Below are 23,341 nucleotides of genomic sequence, written 5' to 3'. Positions count from 1 at the left end.
GGTGGCTCTAATCATCTACGGACACTTTGGTGGACACATTCCGGCCGGAGGATCGTGCCAGCGTGCGGTTTAGATGCGGCTGTCAAGACTCTGCCCGGTTCCCGGATTTCCTTTCACGAGTCGTTTACGCCGCATTTGTTTTCCAATTCAACACTCTTCAAGCCAACGTATCGCCATCTCTGGACTTCGATCTGTTCCCAACGATGATGCTCACCTACGGTCTGCATTCTCCCGCGGCTGGACGGTTCCGTACACCTGACGTGGATTGGCTCCGACGACTCCTCCCTAGATTGAAAACCCGCCCTTTGAGTAGTACAGTTGCGCAGCCTCTTGGGAATGCAGGGTGATCCGGAAACCGTATTTCATCGTCGCATTCTCCATAAGCTCGGTTGGTCGGCAGGAGCGAGGTGTTTCTGGCCGACGACTCACGCTTGTGCCGTAAGGTCGCACTGAAGATCCTGCCCGAGAATTCTTCGGAGGATAAGGAACGGTTGCGGCGTTTTGAACGGGAACGTCACGGCAATCAATATGTTGTCGCCTCTGACGGGCAGCTTTTCTTATCAACTCGACGATTGAAGCGGCAGGCGCATCTCCGATTAGCGTCGTGCTCGACTGGACGGTGTGGATGAAGAAATGACGATCGCCAAAGGCACGAGACTTGGGCCTTACGAAGTCCTCTCCGCGCTCGGCGCGGGGGGAATGGGCGAGGTCTATCGAGCTCGCGACTCTCGGCTCGAGCGAATCATCGCGATAAAAGTTTTACCCGATCATTTGGCCTCACATCCGGAATTGCGCCAACGATTCGAACGCGAAGCACGAGCAGTGTCGAGTCTCAATCACCCGCATATCTGCACGCTTCACGATATCGGTCATCAAGACGGTCTCGACTATCTGGTCATGGAGCTCATAGAAGGCGAGTCGCTCGCCGATCGCTTGATCAAGGGCCCACTACCGACGGAACAACTGCTGCGCTACTCAATACAGATAGCCGATGCGTTGGACAAAGCCCATCGCGCGGGAATAGTCCATCGAGATCTGAAACCGGCAAACATCATGCTCACGAAGGCCGGCACAAAGCTGCTCGATTTCGGATTGGCGAAAATGCAAGCTAGCGACTCGGGGCTTGTAACGAGCGTGACGTCGCTTCCGACCGAGCGTCACTCGCTAACCGGCGAAGGCACCATCCTCGGAACATTTCAGTACATGGCTCCCGAACAGTTGGAAGGCCGCGAGGCAGACGCTCGCACAGACATCTTCGCGTTCGGCGCAGTGCTGTACGAGATGGCGACCGGCAAGAAAGCATTCACCGGCAAGAGCCAGGCGAGTTTGATCGGCGCCATTCTTCACACCGAGCCGCCAGCCATCTCTACCTTTCAGCCGATGACGCCGCCCGCGCTCGATCGAGTGGTGAAGAGATGCCTGGCAAAAGATCCTGACGACCGATGGCAAACAGCTCGCGACCTCACAATGGAGCTGGCGTGGATATCGGACGGAGGTTCGCAAGCAGAGTTGCTCGTGCCGGTTATGGCTCAGCACAAAACACGCCACGGAGTGATGTGGGCCTCAGCCGGTTTCGCGCTCGCTGCTATCGCGGCGGCCATCCTATTCCTGGTGTTAGCGGGACGTTCGACATCGTCTCTATCAACATCCAAGCCCGTCAAGCGGATGACGATAAAACTCCCGGACACTGAGCCGTTGGCGCTGGCGAAGTTCGGGCCTATGGGTATCGGCCGCACTTCGGTCGCCCTTTCACCGGACGGATCGATACTCGCCTACGCGGCTGAGCGCAACGGCAAATCGCAACTCTACCTGCGCGCCCTTGACCGGTTCGACGCGAAACCGATCCCCGGGACCGAAGGCGCTTACAGTCCGTTTTTTTCGCCTGATGGCCGATCGTTGGGATTCTTTTCAGAGAACAAACTCAAGAAAGTAGCGCTGCAAGGCGGCGAGCCGGTGACGTTGTGCGAAGCCAGAATTCCCCACGGTGGGAGTTGGGGGCCGGATGACACAATTGTATTTGCCGATTCAGAGGGCAATAACCTCTCGCGGGTCTCCGCCTCAGGCGGTAGGCCGGAGGTCTTGTCCAGGACGGAAGACAGAGCTTTCTATCCGGAGTTCTTGCCGGGCGGCAAGGCGGTGCTGTTTTCCATCAAGGGGTTCCATAACCCCGACTACGGGCATATCGCGGTGCTCTCGCTCGCAACCGGCGAGCGGCGCGTAGTACTCGAAGGCGGCACGAACCCCCGGTACGCCTCGAGCGGTCACATTGTCTTTGCCCGCGCCGGGGCAATCCTGGCGGCGCCGTTCGATCTGTCACGCCTTGAAGTAACCGGCCCGGCGGTCACGCTCATTGAAGGAATCAGGATCGAAGAGTGGGGCGCCGCGCAATTCGCGCTTTCGACGGAAGGCACGCTCGTGTATGTGAACGGCGGACCGGCGTGGATCGGTAAACTCACCTTGGTAGATCGCCAGGGTATAAGCAAACCGCTCGCGGCGCCGCCGCAGGCGTATGGTCCGGTTAGCCTCTCCCCGGACGGTCAGCGGCTGGCGGTAACGGTCGTGGGGGCGACTAGTGACGTGTGGGTCTATGAGCTTACTCGCGGGACATTCACCCGGCTGACAGTGGAAGGGTCAAATTACCGACCGGTGTGGACGCCAGACGGACGCCGGATCGTTTATCAACGAAGTATCGGTCCAAACCAATTTCAGATGGTTTGGCAGCTTGCGGACGGCAGTGGCGCCGAGGAAGTACTCACCACGAGCGATTACCCCTGGTGGCCTACGTCCTTGTCCCCCAACGGCAAACTGCTCGCCTTTCAACAGAATGACCCTGACACAGCGGTTGACCTGTCAATACTCCCGCTGGAAGGCGGTCGCCAGCCATATTCCTGGCTCAAGACGAAGTTCAATGAGTGGGGGGCCGCTTTCTCACGCGACGGCAAATGGGTAGCCTACACCTCGGACGAATCCGGCCAGTACGAAGTCTACGTGCGGGCCTTTCCTGACGCCGGCGGTAAGCGGCAGATTTCCACCGGAGGCGGCGAAGAAGTGATCTGGTCGCCTGACGGTCGCAACTTGTTTTATCGTGAGGGACTGAAGTGGATGTCGGTCGCTATCCAGACCCAAACGGAATTTCGCGCCGACGCGCCGAAGGTGATGTTTGAGGGACCGTACTTGAATGTCCCCGGCGTCTCCTACGACGTAGCGCCCGACGGACAACACTTCATAATGATCGAGGAGAATCAGAAGCAAGCCCCAACAACGCAGTTGAACGTCGTGCTCAACTGGTTCGAAGAGTTGAAGCGCTGAACAGAAGGGGCCGCGCCGAATAACAACGCAAGAAACCAATAACAGAGTCCAGCACGAAAGGATGGAGTGGAACAATATGGCAAAACCTTCGAAATTCGCACACGTCGTGTATAGCACACGACGCTTTGAGGAAATGATTGACTGGTATCAAAAGGTCTTCGAGGCGAAGGTGGTCTATCAGAATCCGATGCTCGCCTTCCTTACCTACGATGAGGAGCATCATCGTTTCGCTTTCGCCAATTTGTCAGCGCTCAGTCCTGCGAGCGTGGAAGTCGAAGCGCGGGACAAGGCAGGCGTAAATCACGTGGCATACACCTACGCAAATCTGGGAGATCTGCTTGGTACCTACGAGCGCCTCAAACAGATGGGCATCACACCGTACTGGCGCATTCACCACGGCATGACGCTCTCGTTTTACTACCAGGACCCGGACGGCAATCGAATGGAGTTTCAGGTGGATACCTGCTCTGTCGAAGAGGCCAATGCCTACATGCAAACTGATGCCTTCGCCGCCAATCCGATTGGCGTAGAGATTGATCCCGAAGCTTTGCTCGCACAGTACCGCAGCGGCGTGCCGGAGCAACAACTTCTGACTCTGCCTGAAGGGCCGATGTCTCCGATCCCGCGCGAACACGGTTTGTCATGAGACGTCGCTTTCACGAAGTAAGAAGCGGTGCGTTCTCAACGCGACGTGGTAACAACACCTCGCTTCCCGCGGATTGCAATCCACGGCGGCAGCAGGAAAGTACATCGCCGTAATCTCGGGATGCCCGTCGAACTTCTGGGTAGACCGCTACCCGCCGCGCAGACAATTGTGCTGTTCGCGCTCGTTGAAGGAGCCGAACGCTCGACTACTAATGACCGATCGCAACATTGAGGAGGAAGATCAATATGGCTACCGAATTTGCGCCGATCCCAGGCATTCCCGCAGCGCTGCACCGTGCAGAGAAAGACCTGCCCTTTGTCGACTTTCAAGAGGGCGTAGATTTCCAACTGCTGCAGGTTGACGTGGAGGCGGGGCTCTGGGTGATCCGAGCGCGTTTCCAGCCGGGCGTCACGATCCAACGCCATAAGCACACCGGCGAGGTCTTCGCGTTCACGCTCAAGGGTTCGTGGAAGTACCTGGAATACCCGCAAGTCAACACGGCAGGTTCATATCTGTACGAGCCAGCGGGCTCGATCCATACGCTGCATGTCCCGGTTACGAATGCAGAGGTGACCGATGTCTGGTTCGCCATCCGCGGGGCGAACCTCAACCTCGACGAGGAGGGCAAGGTCGAGAGCGTGCTCGACGCCGGAGCTGTGCTGGAGTTTTACTTGGCTCTTTGTGAAACGGGCGGGCATGGGCGTCCGAATGTGATCGGGGCATAGGCGCTTCGCACAGCCTGCTAAACCGCAGCACAGCCACATTGGAATTCAAGATGGCACGCGCTGGCCCCGTGGAGGCTCACGTTCGACGCTCCTGTTAGCGCCATCCAGGCGGCGCTGGCAGAGATAAGGCATTGAGATGCGGCCAACCCGACAAAGAATCTGCTATCCTATGTCAAATCAGAAGTCGTCCATTGCAGAGCGGAGGGCTTACGAATGCAAGAACAGAACAAATCTACTGAAGAGTTATTCAAAGAGTTGGCGCCTGAGGGTCAGCGCGAGGTGCGAGACTTCATAGAGTTCTTGATTGGCAAGCAGGAAACTCGCCCCCGCCAGCAGCCCCAATTTGACTGGGCTGGAGCGTTGTCGGAGATGCGCGATCAGTACTCTTCAGTAGACCTCCAGCACCAACTTCTGAACTGGAGAAGCGAAGTCGAATGAGGCTGCTCATCGATACGAACATCTTTCTCGAAATCCTCCTGGAGCAAAGCCGCGCCGAGGAAGCGAAAGAGTTATTGCGGAAGGTTGATCAACACGATTTCTTCATCTCTGATTTTGCTTTGCACTCCGTGGGTCTCCTCCTGCTACGTCAACGCAAACCGGAAGTATTTCGCAGTTTTCTCTCCGATATAATGCTGTTTTTCGCGGGATCACAAACCATCCAGACACTACTTTCCCCCGAAAGTTCCGAGAGTACTGTTTCTGCTGTAAGAAGACCATCAATCATGTCCTGCCTCCCAAAAGGCATTGGTAGGAAACCTAGCCGGGTGCATTCACTCTCTAAGGCCGCGATGCTACCACAAGGCTAGTAATACACAAAATTGTTCCAGGGTACGATGCTTCCTTCGTCGTCATCCCAATCCTCATTCTCGGCGTACCAGTAGGACTGTCGAGGGCTTCCGCTATGAGATTAAGACTATTCCCTATAGCCGTCATTACTGACCTGAGGTTCTCCATACTCAAAGACCTGGGTACGGGCATTGGTTGAGACTTCGTATCCGGGATAGCGAAAATGGAACGAGTTGTCATCAAGACTGTCGAGCTCAGTAAGAAGCTGATCTAGAAGATTGATGCCGTTTAGGTTGACCTGGCTGTGGGTTAGGTGTTGCAGGTTGTCCTTAATATGCTTCCATAGGAAAAGTAAATCATGCGTGATAAGGCTCTTTATTTTCTGTTGGGTAAAATTGCCCAACTGGACTATCAGCGACTTCAACTGTAGCGGGGGAGAACCACTTCGCCGAATCACTCGATCCTCTCGCTATCGCGGTCTCGTCAACAACCTCGCATCCAGTTTCGAACCCGAAGCTCGCTCGCTACCGATGGTTCGAAGAAGGTGTTATAACCCTAGCGCAGAATGATCGGCGAAATCCTCTCTCACTATCGAATCATTTCCAAGATCGGCGCGGGCGGAATGGGCGAGGTATATCTGGCCGAGGACACCCGGCTCGACCGCAAGGTCGCGGTCAAAGTCCTGCCGGCTGGTTTTACCAGAGACGCCTCGCGCGTGCGGCGTTTCGAGCAGGAAGCGCGAGACGAACTCGAGGAGTGATGCTAAGGAAACGACGAGAATGAAAGATCCGCTTCCGGCCATTTCACATTACCGCATTGTATCCAAAATTGGCGCGGGCGGGATGGGCGAGGTGTATCGTGCACGCGATTCGAGGCTGGATCGCGAAGTTGCCATCAAATTGCTTCCGGCTGGCTTTGCCAGTGATGAAGATCGCCTGCGGCGATTTGAGCGGGAGGCCCGTGCCACCTCCGCGCTTAATCATCCCAACATCCTGACCATCTACGACATTGGCAATCACGCAGGCGCGCCCTACATTGTCGCTGAACTACTTGATGGCGAAGAGTTGCGCGCGCAGTTGAATGATGGCGCGCTGCCGGTGCGCAAGGCCATCAAGTATGCCCAGCAGATCGCCGCCGGACTCGCCGCGGCTCACGCCAAAGGCATCACCCACCGCGACCTGAAACCGGAAAACATATTCGTCACGACTAATGGTTTCGTGAAGATTCTGGATTTCGGCTTGGCCAAGCTGAGGCGGCCGGAAGCCGCCCCCGATTCCGAAGCGCCTACGCAGCACAATGTCACTGCCCCCGGCATGGTGATGGGCACGGCCAGTTATATGTCGCCAGAGCAGGCGCGCGGACAGGAGGTGGACGCGCGCAGTGACATCTTCAGCCTGGGCGTCGTGCTGCACGAGATGGTGGCGGGGCATGCGCCATTTTCTGGCGTCAATGCGATTGACGTGATGGGAGCGATCCTGAATCAGGAGCCTGTGCCGCTTCGCCAATTCGTGCCAGACGTGCCCGACGAGTTGCAGCGCATCGTGAGCAAGGCGCTGCGGAAAGACCGCGAACAGCGCTATCAGCATATAAAAGACATGCTGATTGACCTCAAGGACTTGAAGCAGCAGTTGGAGTTTGAGGCGAAGGTCAAAGGTGCGCAGGCGCCGGTAGTGCCGCCTTCAAGCGACAGCGTCGAGGCGCGCGCCACTCCGCAGAAAGGCGAAACTACTGGCGCGCAGCCAGCCGAGGTCGCGACGAGCGAGGTGTTAGCCCAACGCACGACTTCGAGCGCCGAATATATCGTAGGCGAAATCAAGCGGCACAGGCGTGGCCTGGCCATTGCTCTGGCCGCGCTCATCCTCATCTCGATTGCCGGCCTGGCCTACTATTTTTACTCCGCTGGAACAATCAAGACGATAGCCGTGCTGCCACTCGTTAATGCCAGCAATGATGCGAGCATAGAGTACTTGTCGGATGGCATCTCTGAGTCGCTCATAAACAGCCTGACTGCGTTGCAGCAATTGAGAGTTATCGCCCGCACTACAGCCTTTAGCTACAAGGGCAAGGAAGTTGACCCACAGGCAGTCGGGCGCGAATTGAACGTGGGCGCGGTGCTGATGGGAAGAGTCAGTAAGTTGGGTGACAGGTTAAATATCCAGGTGGACCTGGTTGATGCCACCACGGGCGTGCAGCTTTGGGGCGGGGAGTACGAGCGAGCCGTTGCGGACGTGCTTTCAATCAAACAAGCTATTGCGCGAGAGGTCACTGAGAAACTGAAGTTGAGACTGTCGGGCGAGCAACAACAACAACTTGCCAACCGCGAGACAACAAACCCGGAGGCTTATCAGTTCTACTTGCGAGGGCGCTACTTGTGGAACAAGCGGACGGCGGACGGAATCGGGAAGGCCATCGAGCAGTTCCAGCAGGCGCTAGAGCGTGACCCGAACTATGCCCTCGGCTACGTCGGTCTGGCTGATTGCTATTTGGTGCTGGAGCAATATGGTGGCGTTCTTACAAGCGAGACGCTGCCGAAAGCTAGAGCTGCTGTGGATCGGGCATTGCAGATAGATGATTCACTCGCGGAGGTGCATACCTCCCTGGCGGAAATATATCAGCGGCAGTGGCGCTGGGCGGAAGCGGAGCAAGAGTTCAGGCGAGCCATCAGTCTCAATCCGAATTACCCGACAGCTCATTCCTGGTTTACTATGCATCTCAGAATAAAGCGGCAATTTGATGAAGCGCTGACAGAAAGCAAGCGGGCGCAGGAGCTTGATCCTTTATCGCCAATCCTCGGCGTCGCTAGTATTTATCTCCTAAAGAATGACATCAATTCAGCGATTGAACAGAATAGGAGGGCTATTGAATTCAATCCGAGCTTTCCACAAGCACACCGTTGGTTAGGTTTGTCATACCTCAAACAGCGCCGTTATGAAGAAGCGATTATTGAGTTGCAGAAGGGGGTCGAGCTATCCGGTAGGGCGGGTCAATTCCTGGGCGATTTGGGATACTGTTACGCGGTTATGGGTAAGCAGGCTGAGGCGCTCCAGATACTAAAGGAACTCGACGAGAGATACGCCAGGCGCGAAGGCATCGGGATGTATCTAGCTCAGGTATATGCAGGTTTTGGAGATAAGGATCAAGTATTTGCGTGGCTCGAAAAGGATTTCCAAGTGCGGAGCGGCGTGTTGCCATATATTACATGGTGGTTAAATTTTGATGACCTCCGCTCAGACCCGCGCTACGCCGAACTGCTGCGCCGGATGGGACTTCAGCCGTGAGAAAAGAGTCTTGACCCTTTGTCAGAAATCTGGAGCAGAATTGGCGGGCCCTCAGTTATGATTCCAGCGCCGGTAGGAAGCCTTCGCCAACACAGCAAGGAGATGATCACATGAACAGCAACGACAACTCATCAACGCCAGGCATGACGCGGCGTCAGTTTGCGCAACTGCTTGGCGCGGCGGGCGCGCTCGGTCTGGTGGATACGCCGACGCTCACCCGCGTGCTGGCCGACAGCAAGCGCAATCTGGCCTATCTGGCAAATCGCACGGCCGGCGCGGAAGGCGCATGGGAATTGAGGAAGATCGAAGGCAAAGTGCCAAATACGCTCAACGGAACACTCTTCCGTGTCGCTCCGGGACAGAAGGAGACCTTTGGCGTCAAGCTGCGTCACCTGTTTGACGGCGACGCGTTCATCTCGCGATACTCGTTCCGCGAGGGCCGCGTCTCGTTGACGGCCAAATTCCTCGAAACGCCCCAACGGTTGGAAGAGTTGAGCGTCAAACGCATGCTCTACACCGAAGCAGGCACTCTTGCGCCGCCGCCGCCCGAAGGATACAAACCAAAATACGGCGGCAAGAATCAGCCGAGTGTGAACATCATTCGCTGGGACGGCCGGTTGCTCGGTTTGTCGGAAGGCGGGCATCCGACAGCAGTTGATTTGAAGACGCTGGCATATCAGGGCGAGTGGGATTTTCACGGGACGCTGCCAGCGGATGTGCCCTTCACCGCGCATCCGAAATTCGATCCGCAGACGGGCGAAGGCTACGGCTACGGCGTGCAGCGAGGAATGAGCCTGGCGCTGACCGTCTTTCGCATGGATCGCGACGGCAAATTGAAGAAGCTCTATGCGCTGCCGCAGCGGAATTACTTTATGATTCACGATATGCTGCTCGCGCGCGAACATCTGGTCTTCGTGATTCCGCCGGTCTATTTCGATTTCATGCGGATGATGCAAGGAGAGCGCGCGGCTCCCTTCGATCTGGTCAAGTATTCCGACAAGCTGCCGACGCGTCTGTTGATCCTGCGCAAGGATGGCACGGGCCAACCCGTCACCGTCGAGCAACCGCCCGGAATGGTCTTTCACAACGGCAACGCGTATGAGCAAGACGGCAAGCTCGTGATCGATTCGATCCTCAGTGCAGACGATTCGGTAATGAAGGCGGTTGCTTCGTGGGATCAGACGGCGCGGCCTTCACCGAATCATCTGACGCGCATCGTGATTGATCCGGCGACCGGCAGCGTCACGAGCCGCACGGAGCTGGAAACCGAGGTCGAGTTGCCGCGCTTTGACGAGCGCCGCAGAGGCACGAATGCACGCTATCTTTACACAGTCGCGTGGGGCAAGGAGACTGGCCGGGCCGACACGCTGGCGAAACACGATCTGCACCGCGGAAACGCGCAACGCGCGCCGCTCGGCAAGGGGCGCACCTACGGCGAACCGGTCTTCGTGCCGCATCCCGGGCAGAACAGCGAAGAGCGTGGCTGGCTGCTGGCGCAGGGCTACGATGGCGAGCGCGATGAGACCTTCCTCGAGATCCGCGACGCGGGCACACTGGAGGTAGAAGCCCGGATCTGGACAGGCCAGCATTTTCCGCTGGGATTTCATGGGAACTTCTACGCGGACTGAAACGCTCGCGCTTACAAACCAAACAATCAATCGCCCACTGTCTCTGCTGAAGTGGTCGATTGATCTTTTTGCAGAAGTCCTGCCGATCAGCCTGGCGCTGACGGCGGTCGGTGCGGTGTTGAACTTCTCGTTCGGTATTTGACCGCCTGCTGGCCGAGCATCCGCAGAAGAACGGCGAAGCCATTCATCACTACCGTGACTTCGAAGCAGGGATGCAAGTAACCTTTTCCGCCGGATGCGACTGCCACAATGAGATTGAAGAAGGATGAGTAAGGAACTACCAGCCAATACCACGCTGTCACATTACCGCATCGTCTCGAAACTCGGCGCGGGCGGCATGGGTGAAGTGTATCTGGCGCAGGACACAAACCTCGACCGGAAAGTGGCACTGAAGATCTTGCCGGCAGAGGTGGCTTCGAATCGCGATCGCATGGATCGGTTTGTACAGGAAGCAAAGGCGGCTTCTGCGCTCAATCATCCCAACATCATTACGATCCACGAGATTGACCAAACGGACTCAGGTCACTTCATCGCAACTGAGTTCATTGATGGGGACACTTTGCGCGAACGCATGCAAATCGAGCCGCTGAAGCTTGGCGAAGTTCTCGATGTTGCGGCGCAGATCGCCAGTGCGCTTTCGACTGCTCACGCTGACGGCATCGTGCATCGCGACATCAAGCCTGAGAATGTCATGCTTCGTCGTGATGGCATCGTGAAGGTGTTGGATTTTGGTCTTGCGAAATTAACAGAGCGGTTGCTGCCGGAGTCGCCTGATACCAAGGCGCCGACATCAGCTCCAATCAAAACTGAACCCGGGATGGTGATGGGAACGGCCGCTTACATGTCGCCGGAACAGGCGCGCGGACTTCTCGTAGATGCCCGTACCGACATCTTCAGCCTTGGTGTTTTGATTTACGAGATGGTCGCGGGCCGTCTGCCGTTCGTAGGCTCGAACAAAATCGAAATTCTGGCGGCGATTCTGAGCGACAGAGAACCGCCGCCACTTGCTCGGTATACGCATGAGGCGCCGGCCGAGCTCGAGCGCATTGTGGCGAAGGCGCTGGCGAAGGAACGGGAGGAGCGGTATCAGTCAGCGAAGGATCTGCTGATTGACCTGCGGCATTTGAAAAAGCGTCTGGAGATTGACACGGAACTGGCGCGGACGACGCCACCCGAAAAGTTTGGAGTACCGCCTTCGGGCCCAATTCCCTCCGAGGCCAAAACGGCGCGGCCTGAAGGCGGTATTCCACACCCGCCCGCGACCTCCAGCGCGGAGTACATCGTCGATCAGGTTAAGCTTCATAAGCGTGGTGTAACAATGACGCTTGGAGTGCTTGTGCTGGCGATGGTCGGCGCAATTTTCTGGTACCTCAAACACACTCCCGCCGCTTCTCTGACTGAGAAGGACACCATCGTCCTTGCTGACTTCGTCAATACCGCAGGCGACCCCGTCTTCGACGGAACACTCAAGCAGGCACTTGCTGTGCAACTCGAGCAATCACCTTTCTTGAATATCTTCTCGGACCAACGTGTGCGCGAGGCGCTCAAGTTCATGGGACGCTCGCCGGACGAGCGCGTGACGAGAGACGTGGGGCGCGAGATTTGCCAGCGTCAGGGATTGAAAGCAATGCTCGTGAGTTCGATTGCGAGCCTGGGAAACCATTACGTTATCACGCTGGAAGCTGTCAACGCACAGACCGGCGACTCGATTGCGCGTGAACAGTCGGAAGCTGAAAACAAGGAGCAGGTGCTTCATGCGCTTGGCGATGCGGCGATGAAGCTTAGAGAGAAGTTGGGCGAGTCGCTTCAATCAATCCAGAAGTTCGACGCGCCGATTGAGCAGGCCACAACCTCTTCGCTTGAAGCCTTCAAAGCCTTCTCCCTGGGAGTTGAACAGCAATTAAAGGGCAGGTATCTCGAAGCTATTCCATTTCTCAAACGTGCGACGGAAATAGACCCGAATTTCGCGCTCGCTTATGCTCGGATGGCATCAATGTACTATAACAGCAGGCAGGACGCCCTTGCCGCCGAAGCCTCGCAAAAAGCGTTTGAGTTGCGTGATCGAGTCAGCGAGCGCGAACGACTCTATGTATCTGCCGGTTACTACGACAACGTAACTGGAGAGTTGGAGAAGTATCTTGAGACGTTAGAACTGTGGAAGCGCACGTATCCGCGCGACGCTTCGCCGCACAACAATCTCGCCGTTAAATACAACGAGCTAGGTCTTTTCGATAAAACCGTCGAAGAGGCGCGTGAAGCGATTCGCCTCAATCCGAGTTCGGCTTCCGGCTACTCGCTCTTAGCCGCCGCCTTCCTAGGCCTCAATCGCTTCGATGAGGCTAAGGAGATCATCGGGCAGGCGCAGGCACAGAAGCTCGAAACCACAGCCATGCGCAGAATTCTTTTTCGGATTGCTTTTATACAGGGTGATGCGACGACGATGAAGCAACAGATTGAATGGGTGAACGGAAAGCCGGATGAATATGTTGCTCAAGGTTGGCAGGCCGAGACTGAGGCGTTTTCAGGCCAGTTGCAAAAAGCCAGAGAATTTTCTAACCGCGCCTTTAAGTTAGCAGAGCGCCGCGACTTGAAAGACGTTGCAGCGCAGATTTTGGTGGGAGCCGCGGCGCGGGACGCGCTATTGGGTGATTGCCTGATGATGAAAGAGCAGACCGCAAAGGCGCTCGGCATATCGCACAGTCAGCTTACGATGATCCCTGCGGCCAACGCACTGGCTACCTGCGGCGAGTTCAGCCAAACACAAACTATTAGTGGTGAATTGGTCAGGCGTTTTCCGAAAGACACCATACTCAATAAAGTTTTGCTGCCACTCGTTCAGGCCCGAATTGAACTGCATAGAGGCAATCCGGCTCAGGCGATTCAGTTGTTGGAGACGACCAGACCTTACGAAGGGGCGGCTCATTTCCAAGTCGCCTACCTGCGCGGCCAGGCCTACCTCAGCCAGCAGAAAGGGGCGGACGCCGCCGCCGAATTCCAGAACATACTCGACCACAGGGGCTGGCAACCAACCTCTCCTTTATACTCGCTCGCGCACGTGGGCCTCGCGCGCGCCGCCGTGCTTCAAGGCAACACGGCAAAAGCGCGCAAGACTTATCAGGATTTCTTGGCGCTGTGGAAAGACGCAGACCCGGACACTCCGATTCTGATACAAGCAAAGAAAGAGTACGAGAAGCTGAAGTGAGTTTGACCGACGATGAGTCTGTCCGCCGGCACAACACTAGGACGTTACGAAATCCGCTCGAAGATTGGTGAAGGCGGAATGGGTAAACGCTACCAAGAAATTGGAGAGCTTTATCGCGCGGCGCTGGAGCGATTCGCTGACTTGGTGCGGCGGATGGGCGTCACGCCGTGAAAAGGAGTCGAGCTCTTTGAGGATCGCGCCCTATCGCTTGCCTCGCTACTACATAATCGGTGACACTAAGGCCAGATGGTTGTAGGAAGTGACTATGAAAGAATCGGAGAGAGCTCATTTGATTGGCGGTTACATTGTGACTGATCCGAGAATCTGTCACGGCAAACCGACTTTTCGTGGCACGCGGGTGCTGGTTGCGGATGTGCTGGAACAAGTCGCAAGCGGAGCGGCTTGGGAAACGATCATCGAAGATTGGAACGACAGCATCACGAAAGAGGCCATCGGCGAAGCCATGCAACTGGAGCAAGGTCTAGCAATCAGACAATGAGAAGTCAGCACATCCAGTCTCAATAAGGATGAAACGGACTACGAGAAAACTGGTGCGTGAAACGGCTGGCGGTGAACCCTACGAGTATTATCCAGTCGGTCGCCACATCGTGATCGCGCCTGGCGTTTGCGGCGGGAGACCGACATTCAAGTACACGCGCATCGTTAGGATTGAGTCTCTCTGGGGTATTCCGGAGGGACTGTATTGGTATTCACACGATACTTTCGAAGTTGATACTCAGACGTCCGAATTGATAGTGGGTCGCCTACTGGAGCCGCCACGCTACAAGTCCTGGAAGCGGCTACGATATAAGGGAACCTTTGTGGCACCGGATCAGAATGGCAAGTGGGTACCGTGTCAAACTGCGCCCGCATATCAGTGGCGACAGAGCATCACGAAGCAAAGTTGGCTTTTCGAGATGGCGCATACAACCAGGCAAGTGGCTGAACGTGAAAATCAGGCGGTGGTCGTCATGTGGTTTATTGACAACCATCCCCAAGCGAGTGCCCACAAGGTGCTACCGTGGTTCCACAGTAAAGCGGAATTAGCTACCCCCAAGGCGGCCCCGCGTACAAAGCTATCAAGCGCTACGGATTTCTACATTAAGACTGTAAGTGAGTGGGAGAAGTTTCGCCGAGACGTAGAATCGGGAAAACGAATACAACGCGTCATCGTAGAACCTGAGGATGCCGAGCTGATTAGAAATCAGCAATTTGCGCGCGAATTGGGAGCCTTGGCCGCTTCCAACAACATTGTTGTTGAATTGTCGGGCGGAATACTCTCGCATGCCTATTACGTGCTTCAGAGGAGCGGTGCCTCCGTCGAATGCATTGATCTATACGGCGAAGACGAGGATGTAGCGGAGTATAACAAGCTAGTCCGCGATAAAATACCCGCTCTAATCGAGGCGCGCGGTGAGCGGGTCGAGACGGTCGAGCTAAAGGGCGACGCTCTGGTGGCCGCCTTGCAGCGAAAGCTTGTGGAAGAAGCATTCGAGGCGCGCGACGCCAAGTCCGGACCGGAGTTAATCGGTGAGATGGCCGACATCCTTGAGGTTGCGCGATCGTTGTGTGGGGCCTTGAACGTTAGTACCAGTGAAGTCGAAGCCGAGCGCGAAGACAAACGTAGGAGCCGAGGTGGCTTCGACAAGGGCTTGATGCTCAAGAAGACAGCAACACCGCATTCGATTCCGAAGGAGCCCGCGATTTATCTCGAACCGCCTGCGCTCAATCTGAAGGCCGACCGAGCACCTGAGCCCATCATTTCCGAGATAGCGGATCTCCCTTCTAAGCCGCTTTACCGCAGACCTGATCTACGCCAAATCGAGCGCCAACTCGAAAAACTATTCACGTTCGAGACGGACACAACCCTAATGGGAGACAGAGCGGGAAACGTTGATCAGACTTTGAACTTCTCGATGCCCATGGGTCAGGGCATTCGGGGGAACTTCGCTTTAACTGTTGAGTTGCGGCGGACTGGCTCTTCGATACGCGGGGTTGTAAGACTACGTCCGGGGCCGTTGCAGCTTGAGTTCCAGTTTGGCGATGCGCCACTCGAGAGAGAATCCTGAGTGGTTAAAGACATTTCATATTTCACGATTCTCCGCCCGGTACTTCCAGACCGTTTATCTTTTTATCCGTCTGCGATGTTCGAGCAGCGTGTCGAAGGCCTCCGTTCCGAGTTGATCGTTTGCACTGTCGGTGATATCAAATTCTTGCGAAGTTCTACCTGGAGACTGCTCGGAGTCGGTCGGTCGGAAGTGCGCTTTGGGGTGGGCGGGGTACATGAACTCGATCATCGCGAAGTTCGCGGCGTCAATCAACCACTCCGTGTTTCCCGTCTCAAGATATTTTTCTATTCTTTGGTTTAAGCTCTCTAATGCGTTCACTTTTCGCGGGTACGCGTCGCTGATCGGGCCGTACTTGTGGTAGCTCGTCACCATCCTGTCCAGCATGCCCGTAATGAATTGTTCGCTCGTTTCTGTGCTGAGGATCTGTGATCGCTTTTTTCCCATCCCAGTTTCTCCTCGTTGCGCACGGGTGCTTTGGGGTTGGGGATTCGTGCCGCGTACCTGACTATACACTGGTTTGACTCGCTTCGTTGACCATGATTGGCGTTCGCCGTTCTACGCGCTAGATCCCCATCGCCGATTCCTATTCCCCGAGCGTTTGATCCAATCGGTCCATCAACTCATCAACCTGCTCGCGAGTTATGCACAGCGCTGGGGCAACGGCTACGTCCCGATGTTGAATTGCCGATTGCGGCCGCCAGACTCACTGCTCGATCAGGATCGTCAGGTAGCCGCCGAGCTTCCAGGCCTCGTCAAGCGTCTGGTGTCGCGTCCTCATCTGGCCAAGTAGCCGGATCGTAGACTTCGATATGTCCGGCGGTGATGCTCACAACGACTTGTGCGTGGTCGCCAATCAGGCCATAAGGCTGGAGCTGAATGCTGAGAATCGGGAAGACACCACGACCCACGAGATCTCGCAGGTCGTACAAGCGCAAACCGTAGTCTTCACGCGAGCGCGTGAATCCCATCCGGCGCGCTGCTGTGACCACGGCCGTTGAACTCGCCGAGAGCAAAGGGTCCCATCGGCATGCTTTGCGCAGATCATTCTCAGAAACTTCCACTCCGTAAGCTGATAGGACCATTCGCAAGCAAGCGGGCAAGCAGGAGCTAGCTTTTTCTTGCGCGTGAAAATGCGGCTTCGATCTGCGCACTGTATTGTTTTCCGAGTTTCATTCCTTGCCTATGCAGCAGGTCAATATCCGTGAGCGATAGAATCTCAGAGGTCGATGCGTCCACCGTCGCCTCACCCACTTGACCAGCTACGAACCCGGGAGTCGCGTAAAGAATGGGAACACGCCAAGTGCTACCGTCCTCGCTGAGACTCGGCGTGCCTGCGCAGTACACTGTGCCTGCACGAGAAACCAGGATCCCGTTGACTCGACCCTGAATATCAGCGGCATCGAAGGTCGGAGTGTGTCTTATTGCCAGGTTCTTGCGTCTGGACATCAGAGGCATTATAGCAAACGGTTTCGAGGAGGTCGCAATCGATAATCTAATCTAATTGCTAAATCCCGATCGCCGATTCCCCCTCGCCGAGCGTTTCATCCAACCTGTTCATCAAATCATATGTGTCAGTAGCACGAGCTGCTTGGTGGCATCAAGTAGGCGTTTCCACATAACCCTAAGCAGCCTTTAGTCTCGCCAGGATTTCACGAGTCTCTGCTTTTACCTGCTCAATTTCTTCCTGGTCCCGTTCCATCTTCTCATTTGCCTTTGTCATTTCATCAAACATCTGCTGAACGGCCTGCTCATAATCTATGTCTCCGTCGGCAGCGAAATACGGCGTCAGTGCTTTACTCATAGCTACCTCCGAGCGAAGATTAACACAATTCCCAAACGGGGCTTCGATGGCATCGCGATTATTTTCGTGCAGGCTACGAGCGGCGGTTTTCATCTCCTCCAGCGGACTGTATGAAACGATTTCCTCCGAGGTGGCGCTCACTAGAATCTCGCCTGTCTGACCGACGGGGCCGATGATGGGACAAGCGAGCAGTACCAGTACGCGCCACACATTGGCGGCGGCATCAAGCGCCGGACTGCTTGCGAGAAAACGATCCGGCAGATGATCGCTCAAAAAGAGACTGGCCGCCGCTTGGGCTTCCAGCGCAGTGATCGTCGCGACCCGCTTGCTTATGAGTTAATTACATTGTATAGTCACGACCGTTACAGAAGCTCGTCACGCAGAGCAGTTCGCGCGTAATTTGTCATCGAAGGAAGTAATGTGAGGATATTGCCACCCATGGAAGTCATCCACGGTTCGATGGCGGTTTCGGAACCGAAGACACAAAAGGCACTCAGCGCGTACCAGCCGCGTACAGGGCGGGAATCGGGGTTTAGTCATCCCGCGAATTGCATTATGGGAGGGAGCCGATGGCGGCAGGCGTATTGGATGAAAACGAAGGCCGGTGGTCTGATCTTCTCCACAAGCCGACAGCTCTTCTGGCAGCAGTGCACGGAAGCAGTCATCGCAGCCGAGTTGCACATCAGCCAGCCGGCCGTCAACAAGCGCAAACGGGCGGGCTCCTGTAGAACTTGAGAAATCACTTTAATAAAAGGAGAACCGAACATGAGTAAGCAACTTTCAGACGCGGACTTGGGCGCTCACATCTTTGCCCCCTTGGAGCCTCAGAGGCCCGATGGTTGGTTCAAGGCTAAGTGTACTTACACTAACGGAGTTGTCGCTGGCTACCTGGCAGAATCTCAGAATGATTACGTCTGGCTCGCCGACACGTTTGATCAAGGTTATTGGGTCAACTGGTACATTCACACAGATGGCAACTGGTACCTACGCCTTAAAGGCACAGGCACATCAGCATCAGCAAACCGATACCTCGGGCGTGCAGGCCAAGACTATGCCGATTGGGGCCTTTGGCAGGCTGTCGGCTCGCAGGCGTATATCGAACCCGTCGTTTACAACCCCGACCACACCATCTGTCGAAAGGCGGATGAGACACAATTCCTCTACGGTCCTTATGGGAACAAGTGGGTGTGCTGGGGCGCGAAGCAAGCGAACACTTTGATCGTTAACTTCGAATGACCGAACGAGGATAATCGGCGTCGGTTCATCTTCCTCAGCAAAACGAACCGACGCCGAACCGTCATCCTCGGCGGGAGGACCCAAGCCAAGGAGGTGAGAATCATGCCAATTCCCATTCCCAAAAGGCCCAGCGGATACGTCACGGGTGCGGCGAGCGCATTGCTGCAAATCGAAGCATTCGTCGTCGGTTCATTTGTTTCTACGTTCATTAGAAGTTAATTCTTCGGCTATGGAGTTCCCAGAGCCTTTGTGCCACGCTCTACCGATGCCACTGCGAAACAACAAAGGACAGCGTCGCATAAGATCGATGGGAGGGATCAGGCTAGAGGTGGTTAACACTGTCGATCGCGTCGCGGAGGCCTTCGCCGAATCTCAAGGAACGCAAGCCTGATCCCCTCATCTCGTGAGCCGCTCACCACTAACGAGGAGGAATATCATGACAGAATCATTCCTGCCGCAGGTGCAGAACATCGTTTTTCTCATGCTGGAAAACCGCTCTCTCGACAACTTGCTCGGATGGCTTTATACGAAGAGTCCGGGCTGGAACCCTCCCCCGCTCCCTCTGAACGTGTATCCCAAGGGGAGTTCGGCAAAATATGACGGCCTTACGGCGGGAATGTACTCAAACCCTGATCCCGACACCGGTAATCCTGTCACTGTAATTCCAGTATCAGATTCGAACTGGCAGTCCGGCTATGCGATTCCCTATAGAGATCCGTACGAAGCCCTCAAGGCCTACCCGTCAGATATAAGGGCGCCCAACGGTTGGAATGGCGTCATGAATCAGCTCTTCGGCAATCAGAATATCATCACGGGTCTACCATCTAAGAGCGACGGTGCGCCTCAGATGAAAGGCTTTCTTCAAGATTATAAGTCCTGGGACGATGGATCGTGGCAAGGCCAGGACATACTTTGGACCTATACTCCCACTCAGGCGAATATCATCAACAGTATCGCGCTTCAATATGGGGTCAGCGACCGCTGGTTCTGCTCGGCGCCGACAGAGACGACTCCTAACCGCGCGTATTCGCTTTGCGGTACGTCCCTGGGTCACGAGAGCGACGCAGCCTCTACTTACAATCACACGACGATCTTTAACGCCATCGCAGCGAACAAGAGCTGGGGGTTATATGCGTACGATCGAAATTATGGGGGTTCGGGAAAGACGTACACAGAAGGCGCGTTCCCGCTGATCTCTAAGGCAAGAAACGGTGAGATCGGCAGCATCATGAAGTTCAGCGATCGAGCGCGCGCGGGAACGCTGCCTGCCTTCACTTACCTCGAGCCAAATTGGACTGATTGGGACACGACAGGGAACGATTATCATCCGAACTCCATCATACCCCCGGGTGAGCAATTCCTCAGCAATGTGTACCAGGCCGTGCGCTACGGCAAACAATGGGATCACACTCTGCTTATCATCACATTCGATGAGCATGGGGGCACGTACGACCATGTTCAGCCTCCATGGGGTTCGCTGAACCCGGACGGGCTGAATGGCGACGAGACTGGATTCAAATTCGATCTGTTCGGCGCGCGCGTGCCGACAATCCTCGTGTCGCCCTTTGTGCCTCCGTCAACAGTATTCCGCGCGCCTCAGGAGAATATCAAAAACCAGAAGTACCCGTTTGATCACACTTCATTCATTAAGACTCTGCTGAAATGGGCCGGTGTATACGATGCCAAAGCGCCCAGCTTCGGCAAACGCATGCTGGCCGCGCCAACCTTTGAAAGTGTGCTTGCCAATCATTCGGTGAACGACGGGAATGTGAATTTCATCAAGGAGCAGACAATGGCGCCGACAGCTTTCGCGCCGCCCAACCTGCTCCACCCGGCCGGCCCGCCCGAGGTGCTGAGGCCGCTGCTGAAGGGGATACCTATCCGGTTGGCTCGGAAGATCCTCGCGACTTGCAAAACATTGGACGAAGTCAAGGCGGAGGTCGAACGCTACCGAAAGGATCCGAAGAGGAGGCCTTGAAGCCTTACTTACAAAGCGACCTTACAGCAGGCAGTAGCGCATTTGCTGCAGGCAGCCAACTGTCAGAGATAGGTTGGACTCGAGTTTGGACATTTCCGGAGCAACTCCGTAGGAGTTGCCTGTCTATAGATCGAGGCGCTTGGTCGTTCCGAACTCCGTAGGAGTTACCTTCGCATCGGGTGACTCCTACGGAGTCAAGCCTCTACACATCCGCTTATCTATAGACATGTCACTCCTACGGAGTGGCCAGCCCACTGTCAGAGAGAGGTTGGATGGTTCTCCTGCCGCCATTTTTTGCCTGCTTCAAAGTCGGTCATCGAAGTCATCATTCCTCGGACCTGAAAGCATTCTCAATTAGTTGCAGCATGCATTGCAGTTAAACCTTGCAGTTTACCTTACACTTGTGTAAGAATCGGCCCGCTTAAACTTCATACTTGGCTTTATCCGATCACGTAGTTCCTCGAGTTTTACTTTTTGCAGCCTGTAAAGAAACTAATTCCAGTGAGGTTAAGATGAACAACAAAGTCTCCTTTTACCTTAATGGCAAGCTCGTATCGATCGAGAACCCATCGCCCGATCTGCTGCTGATTGATTACCTGCGCTCGCCCGACGTGGCGCTCTCCGGACCCAAGAAGCCGTGTGGCGAGGGAGGCTGCGGCGGCTGCACCGTCATACTTTCAAGGTGGGATGAAAAGCAGAATAAGGCCGAGCATCGCGCGATCAACTCGTGCCTGCGGCCGGTATGCGCGCTGGGCGGACTCGTCATCACTACTGTCGAGGGGACCGGCGCAGTGCGCAAACCCGATGCGCAGTTTTTGCAACATACGCTCACAGCGTCGCGTTCCGCCGCTCCGATCGGTGAGCAGCATTCGCCCGTGTTCATCGAAGCGAGTGAGGCTGCAGGAGAAAAACGCAAATCCGTCCTTAAAGCCATAACGGCGAAGCTTAAAGGCAAAGACGTTACCGCGCCCCTGAAGCTCGTCGACCATGTCGCCGCTTGCCCCTCGGAACACTCGCACGACGGCATGAATCCCGTCGCCCACCAGCTCGCCTTGTACAACGGGAGCCAGTGCGGTTACTGCAGCGTTGGCTTTGTGATGAACATGTCCGAATTCATCTTCACCCATCCCAAGGCTACTAAGAAGGAAATCGAGGACGCATTCGACGGCAATCTCTGCCGCTGCACAGGCTATCGGGCGATCCTCACGGGTATGAAGACATTCGCATCGGACTGGCAAGAATCGGACGTGACGGACCAGATCAAGTGCCTCGAGGACCACGTTAGCGAAGCGCAGCTCCCGGGCACCGTCGAGATTCCTTTTCCAATAGCGGCGCGAGGCCCCGCCGAACCAGTATCCACTAACGCCGGCCCCCAGCAATGGCGCACGCCGACCTCGCTAACCGCGCTTGCGGAGATTCTGCATAACGAACGCAACCAGAAGATCAGGCTCGTCCACGGCAACACGTCGTATGGCGTTTACAAGCCCGAGTACCTCGACACAACACTCTTCGTCGACATCCGGCTGATACCCGAACTGAACTTCCCCATAGCTGGGCGCGGAAAGAGGGATAAAGAAATCGTCGTCGCTGACCGACTCAATGGCTTGGTCAGCCAATTCGTCGAGTCCGATATAGTCAGGAACAATGACAATTACTGGTGGGTCCACCTCGGCTAGAGCAAGCTGCCTGTAGGACAAAATATTCAACGCATGTTTCACCGTGTAGTAAAGTAGTTTTTCCGGTTTCGCGATTCCCGTTAGAACGATGGTCTTGATCAACGGATCCGGTAACACGATCGTGTCCATGTAGAGGCCGACGGATGAAGCCACATTGCTCACATACGATGGGGAGATATCTCCACCAAAAACCGACTTCAAACACGACATTTTCCGTACATGTTCGCGAACAGTGCCTCCGAAACTCTCCCAAAACTCTCTTGCTAAGATTAGGTAGTCTTCGAGTGCTGGTAGGAATTGGCGGACTAGCTCTTTGCTCGATGCGATGTCTTGGGCAATGTCATGGGGTGTCACGCCACGCCGCTCCATTTCTGAGTAAAGCTGGCCCACAAACTTGTCGAGCATGTCGAAGTAATAGCTTTGAATATCTCTGAGTGAAACGGCTCTCGCCTTTCTTAGCTGGGCCAACTGGTCAGAGAGATCATCCTTCACGGTGACCCAGGACTTAGAGTCCTTCCCTGCGAAAACTATCGCGTCCTATCGGTATCAGTCACATCCCCCACGTGCTTGAAGAGGATGGATTCCTTCTCCACTGCGTATTCGAAATGCGGTACCATTTGGCCCGACTCATTCTTGGAAACGGGAACCAGAAAGTATCTCTTGTGTATATGAAAAGCTACCTTGAACAGATTCAAGAACGGCGAATGTCGCTCGGGCTTCATTCTATTAACTTGACTAACGACGATGATCGAGTCGATATCGAGTTGTCGTCCGTCTGCTTCCACGTGATTCATTGTTCCCAAAGGATCGGAAGATATGTGAACGGAGTACCCGTGTTCGCCGGCGATCTCGCCTTCTATGATTGCTACTCGCAACTCCTCGAACTCGTCGATCTTTCCAAGGTAATGACGCCACCGCGAGAAGATTTCTTTCCCTATTGCGATATTGTTGAATACGATTCCCAAACCAGGCTGGCGTCCACTAGGATCAAGAAGGTATGCGGTTGA

General features: G+C 55.4%; 19 protein-coding genes. 14 read left to right on the top strand and 5 right to left on the bottom strand.

Going from position 1 to position 23,341, the window contains the following annotated elements:
- The first annotated feature begins 633 nt into the window (after positions 1 to 633).
- From AABO57_20980 to AABO57_20930, 11 genes are all read left to right on the top strand, one after another.
- Positions 634 to 3,309: a protein kinase gene (locus AABO57_20980; GenBank protein ID MEK6288202.1), complete on the top strand. Its 2,676-nt coding sequence runs from the start codon at positions 634 to 636 to the stop codon at positions 3,307 to 3,309.
- A 76-nt stretch (positions 3,310 to 3,385) separates the two neighbouring features.
- The gene (locus tag AABO57_20975; protein ID MEK6288201.1) at positions 3,386 to 3,955 is read left to right on the top strand and encodes a VOC family protein; all 570 of its coding nucleotides are present in this window, start codon (positions 3,386 to 3,388) and stop codon (positions 3,953 to 3,955) included.
- A 245-nt stretch (positions 3,956 to 4,200) separates the two neighbouring features.
- Positions 4,201 to 4,680: a 2,4'-dihydroxyacetophenone dioxygenase family protein gene (locus tag AABO57_20970; protein MEK6288200.1), complete on the top strand. Its 480-nt coding sequence runs from the start codon at positions 4,201 to 4,203 to the stop codon at positions 4,678 to 4,680.
- A 213-nt stretch (positions 4,681 to 4,893) separates the two neighbouring features.
- Positions 4,894 to 5,118 (top strand): DUF2281 domain-containing protein, encoded by a 225-nt coding sequence (locus AABO57_20965; protein MEK6288199.1) that lies wholly within the window; start codon positions 4,894 to 4,896, stop codon positions 5,116 to 5,118.
- Entirely contained in the window at positions 5,115 to 5,486 is a 372-nt protein-coding gene (locus tag AABO57_20960; GenBank protein ID MEK6288198.1) for a hypothetical protein, read from the top strand. The genes AABO57_20965 and AABO57_20960 overlap by 4 nt, the downstream gene beginning before the upstream one ends.
- 545 nt (positions 5,487 to 6,031) lie before the next feature.
- Positions 6,032 to 6,226: a hypothetical protein gene (locus AABO57_20955; GenBank protein ID MEK6288197.1), complete on the top strand. Its 195-nt coding sequence runs from the start codon at positions 6,032 to 6,034 to the stop codon at positions 6,224 to 6,226.
- Between the two features lie 19 nt (positions 6,227 to 6,245).
- Positions 6,246 to 8,744, top strand: a complete 2,499-nt coding sequence (locus AABO57_20950; GenBank protein MEK6288196.1) for a protein kinase — start codon at positions 6,246 to 6,248, stop codon at positions 8,742 to 8,744.
- 110 nt (positions 8,745 to 8,854) lie between these two features.
- Positions 8,855 to 10,372, top strand: coding sequence for a carotenoid oxygenase family protein (locus AABO57_20945; protein ID MEK6288195.1), 1,518 nt, complete (start codon positions 8,855 to 8,857; stop codon positions 10,370 to 10,372).
- Between the two features lie 265 nt (positions 10,373 to 10,637).
- Complete coding sequence (locus tag AABO57_20940) at positions 10,638 to 13,574, top strand: protein kinase (GenBank protein MEK6288194.1); 2,937 nt, start codon at positions 10,638 to 10,640, stop codon at positions 13,572 to 13,574.
- 265 nt (positions 13,575 to 13,839) lie between these two features.
- Complete coding sequence (locus tag AABO57_20935; GenBank protein ID MEK6288193.1) at positions 13,840 to 14,073, top strand: DUF433 domain-containing protein; 234 nt, start codon at positions 13,840 to 13,842, stop codon at positions 14,071 to 14,073.
- 439 nt (positions 14,074 to 14,512) lie between these two features.
- Positions 14,513 to 15,643, top strand: coding sequence for a nucleoside triphosphate pyrophosphohydrolase (locus AABO57_20930; protein ID MEK6288192.1), 1,131 nt, complete (start codon positions 14,513 to 14,515; stop codon positions 15,641 to 15,643).
- Between the two features lie 54 nt (positions 15,644 to 15,697).
- On the opposite strand, the gene AABO57_20925 is transcribed toward AABO57_20930, so the two are convergent.
- The 4 genes from AABO57_20925 to AABO57_20910 all read right to left on the bottom strand — a co-directional run bounded on the left by AABO57_20925 (position 15,698) and on the right by AABO57_20910 (position 17,717).
- Positions 15,698 to 16,087, bottom strand: coding sequence for a hypothetical protein (locus AABO57_20925; protein MEK6288191.1), 390 nt, complete (start codon positions 16,085 to 16,087; stop codon positions 15,698 to 15,700).
- Between the two features lie 308 nt (positions 16,088 to 16,395).
- Positions 16,396 to 16,725, bottom strand: a complete 330-nt coding sequence (locus AABO57_20920) for a hypothetical protein (protein ID MEK6288190.1) — start codon at positions 16,723 to 16,725, stop codon at positions 16,396 to 16,398.
- Positions 16,726 to 16,750: 25 nt separating this feature from the next.
- On the bottom strand, positions 16,751 to 17,089 hold the full coding sequence (locus AABO57_20915; GenBank protein ID MEK6288189.1) for a hypothetical protein: 339 nt from the start codon (positions 17,087 to 17,089) through the stop codon (positions 16,751 to 16,753).
- A gap of 175 nt (positions 17,090 to 17,264) precedes the next feature.
- On the bottom strand, positions 17,265 to 17,717 hold the full coding sequence (locus AABO57_20910) for a hypothetical protein (protein MEK6288188.1): 453 nt from the start codon (positions 17,715 to 17,717) through the stop codon (positions 17,265 to 17,267).
- A 492-nt stretch (positions 17,718 to 18,209) separates the two neighbouring features.
- On the opposite strand from AABO57_20910, the gene AABO57_20905 reads away from it, so the two are divergent.
- From AABO57_20905 to AABO57_20895, 3 genes are all read left to right on the top strand, one after another.
- Entirely contained in the window at positions 18,210 to 18,680 is a 471-nt protein-coding gene (locus AABO57_20905) for a hypothetical protein (GenBank protein ID MEK6288187.1), read from the top strand.
- A gap of 436 nt (positions 18,681 to 19,116) precedes the next feature.
- Positions 19,117 to 20,658: an alkaline phosphatase family protein gene (locus AABO57_20900; GenBank protein MEK6288186.1), complete on the top strand. Its 1,542-nt coding sequence runs from the start codon at positions 19,117 to 19,119 to the stop codon at positions 20,656 to 20,658.
- Between the two features lie 512 nt (positions 20,659 to 21,170).
- Positions 21,171 to 22,334: a 2Fe-2S iron-sulfur cluster-binding protein gene (locus AABO57_20895; GenBank protein ID MEK6288185.1), complete on the top strand. Its 1,164-nt coding sequence runs from the start codon at positions 21,171 to 21,173 to the stop codon at positions 22,332 to 22,334.
- Positions 22,335 to 22,861: 527 nt separating this feature from the next.
- Here the strand turns inward: AABO57_20895 and AABO57_20890 are convergent.
- The gene (locus AABO57_20890; protein ID MEK6288184.1) at positions 22,862 to 23,299 is read right to left on the bottom strand and encodes a hypothetical protein; all 438 of its coding nucleotides are present in this window, start codon (positions 23,297 to 23,299) and stop codon (positions 22,862 to 22,864) included.
- Positions 23,300 to 23,341 lie beyond the last annotated feature (42 nt).

The sequence above is a fragment of the Acidobacteriota bacterium genome (genome assembly GCA_038040445.1).
Classification (GTDB): Bacteria; Acidobacteriota; Blastocatellia; order UBA7656; family UBA7656; genus Onstottus_A; species Onstottus_A frigus.
This window is presented reverse-complemented; position numbering and strand designations above follow the sequence as displayed.

What these genes read in the sequence shown, in the direction of transcription:
- AABO57_20960 (MEK6288198.1), top strand. Translation starts at nt 5,115, where the DNA reads ATGAGGCTGCTCATCGATACGAACATCTTTCTCGAAATCCTCCTGGAG.
- AABO57_20945 (MEK6288195.1), top strand. Translation starts at nt 8,855, where the DNA reads ATGAACAGCAACGACAACTCATCAACGCCAGGCATGACGCGGCGTCAG.
- AABO57_20940 (MEK6288194.1), top strand. Translation starts at nt 10,638, where the DNA reads ATGAGTAAGGAACTACCAGCCAATACCACGCTGTCACATTACCGCATC.
- AABO57_20920 (MEK6288190.1), bottom strand. Translation starts at nt 16,725, where the DNA reads ATGGTCCTATCAGCTTACGGAGTGGAAGTTTCTGAGAATGATCTGCGC.
- AABO57_20895 (MEK6288185.1), top strand. Translation starts at nt 21,171, where the DNA reads ATGAACAACAAAGTCTCCTTTTACCTTAATGGCAAGCTCGTATCGATC.
- AABO57_20950 (MEK6288196.1), top strand. Translation starts at nt 6,246, where the DNA reads ATGAAAGATCCGCTTCCGGCCATTTCACATTACCGCATTGTATCCAAA.
- AABO57_20970 (MEK6288200.1), top strand. Translation starts at nt 4,201, where the DNA reads ATGGCTACCGAATTTGCGCCGATCCCAGGCATTCCCGCAGCGCTGCAC.
- AABO57_20935 (MEK6288193.1), top strand. Translation starts at nt 13,840, where the DNA reads ATGAAAGAATCGGAGAGAGCTCATTTGATTGGCGGTTACATTGTGACT.
- AABO57_20905 (MEK6288187.1), top strand. Translation starts at nt 18,210, where the DNA reads ATGAGTAAGCAACTTTCAGACGCGGACTTGGGCGCTCACATCTTTGCC.
- AABO57_20900 (MEK6288186.1), top strand. Translation starts at nt 19,117, where the DNA reads ATGACAGAATCATTCCTGCCGCAGGTGCAGAACATCGTTTTTCTCATG.
- AABO57_20975 (MEK6288201.1), top strand. Translation starts at nt 3,386, where the DNA reads ATGGCAAAACCTTCGAAATTCGCACACGTCGTGTATAGCACACGACGC.
- AABO57_20925 (MEK6288191.1), bottom strand. Translation starts at nt 16,087, where the DNA reads ATGGGAAAAAAGCGATCACAGATCCTCAGCACAGAAACGAGCGAACAA.
- AABO57_20915 (MEK6288189.1), bottom strand. Translation starts at nt 17,089, where the DNA reads ATGTCCAGACGCAAGAACCTGGCAATAAGACACACTCCGACCTTCGAT.
- AABO57_20965 (MEK6288199.1), top strand. Translation starts at nt 4,894, where the DNA reads ATGCAAGAACAGAACAAATCTACTGAAGAGTTATTCAAAGAGTTGGCG.
- AABO57_20955 (MEK6288197.1), top strand. Translation starts at nt 6,032, where the DNA reads ATGATCGGCGAAATCCTCTCTCACTATCGAATCATTTCCAAGATCGGC.
- AABO57_20980 (MEK6288202.1), top strand. Translation starts at nt 634, where the DNA reads ATGACGATCGCCAAAGGCACGAGACTTGGGCCTTACGAAGTCCTCTCC.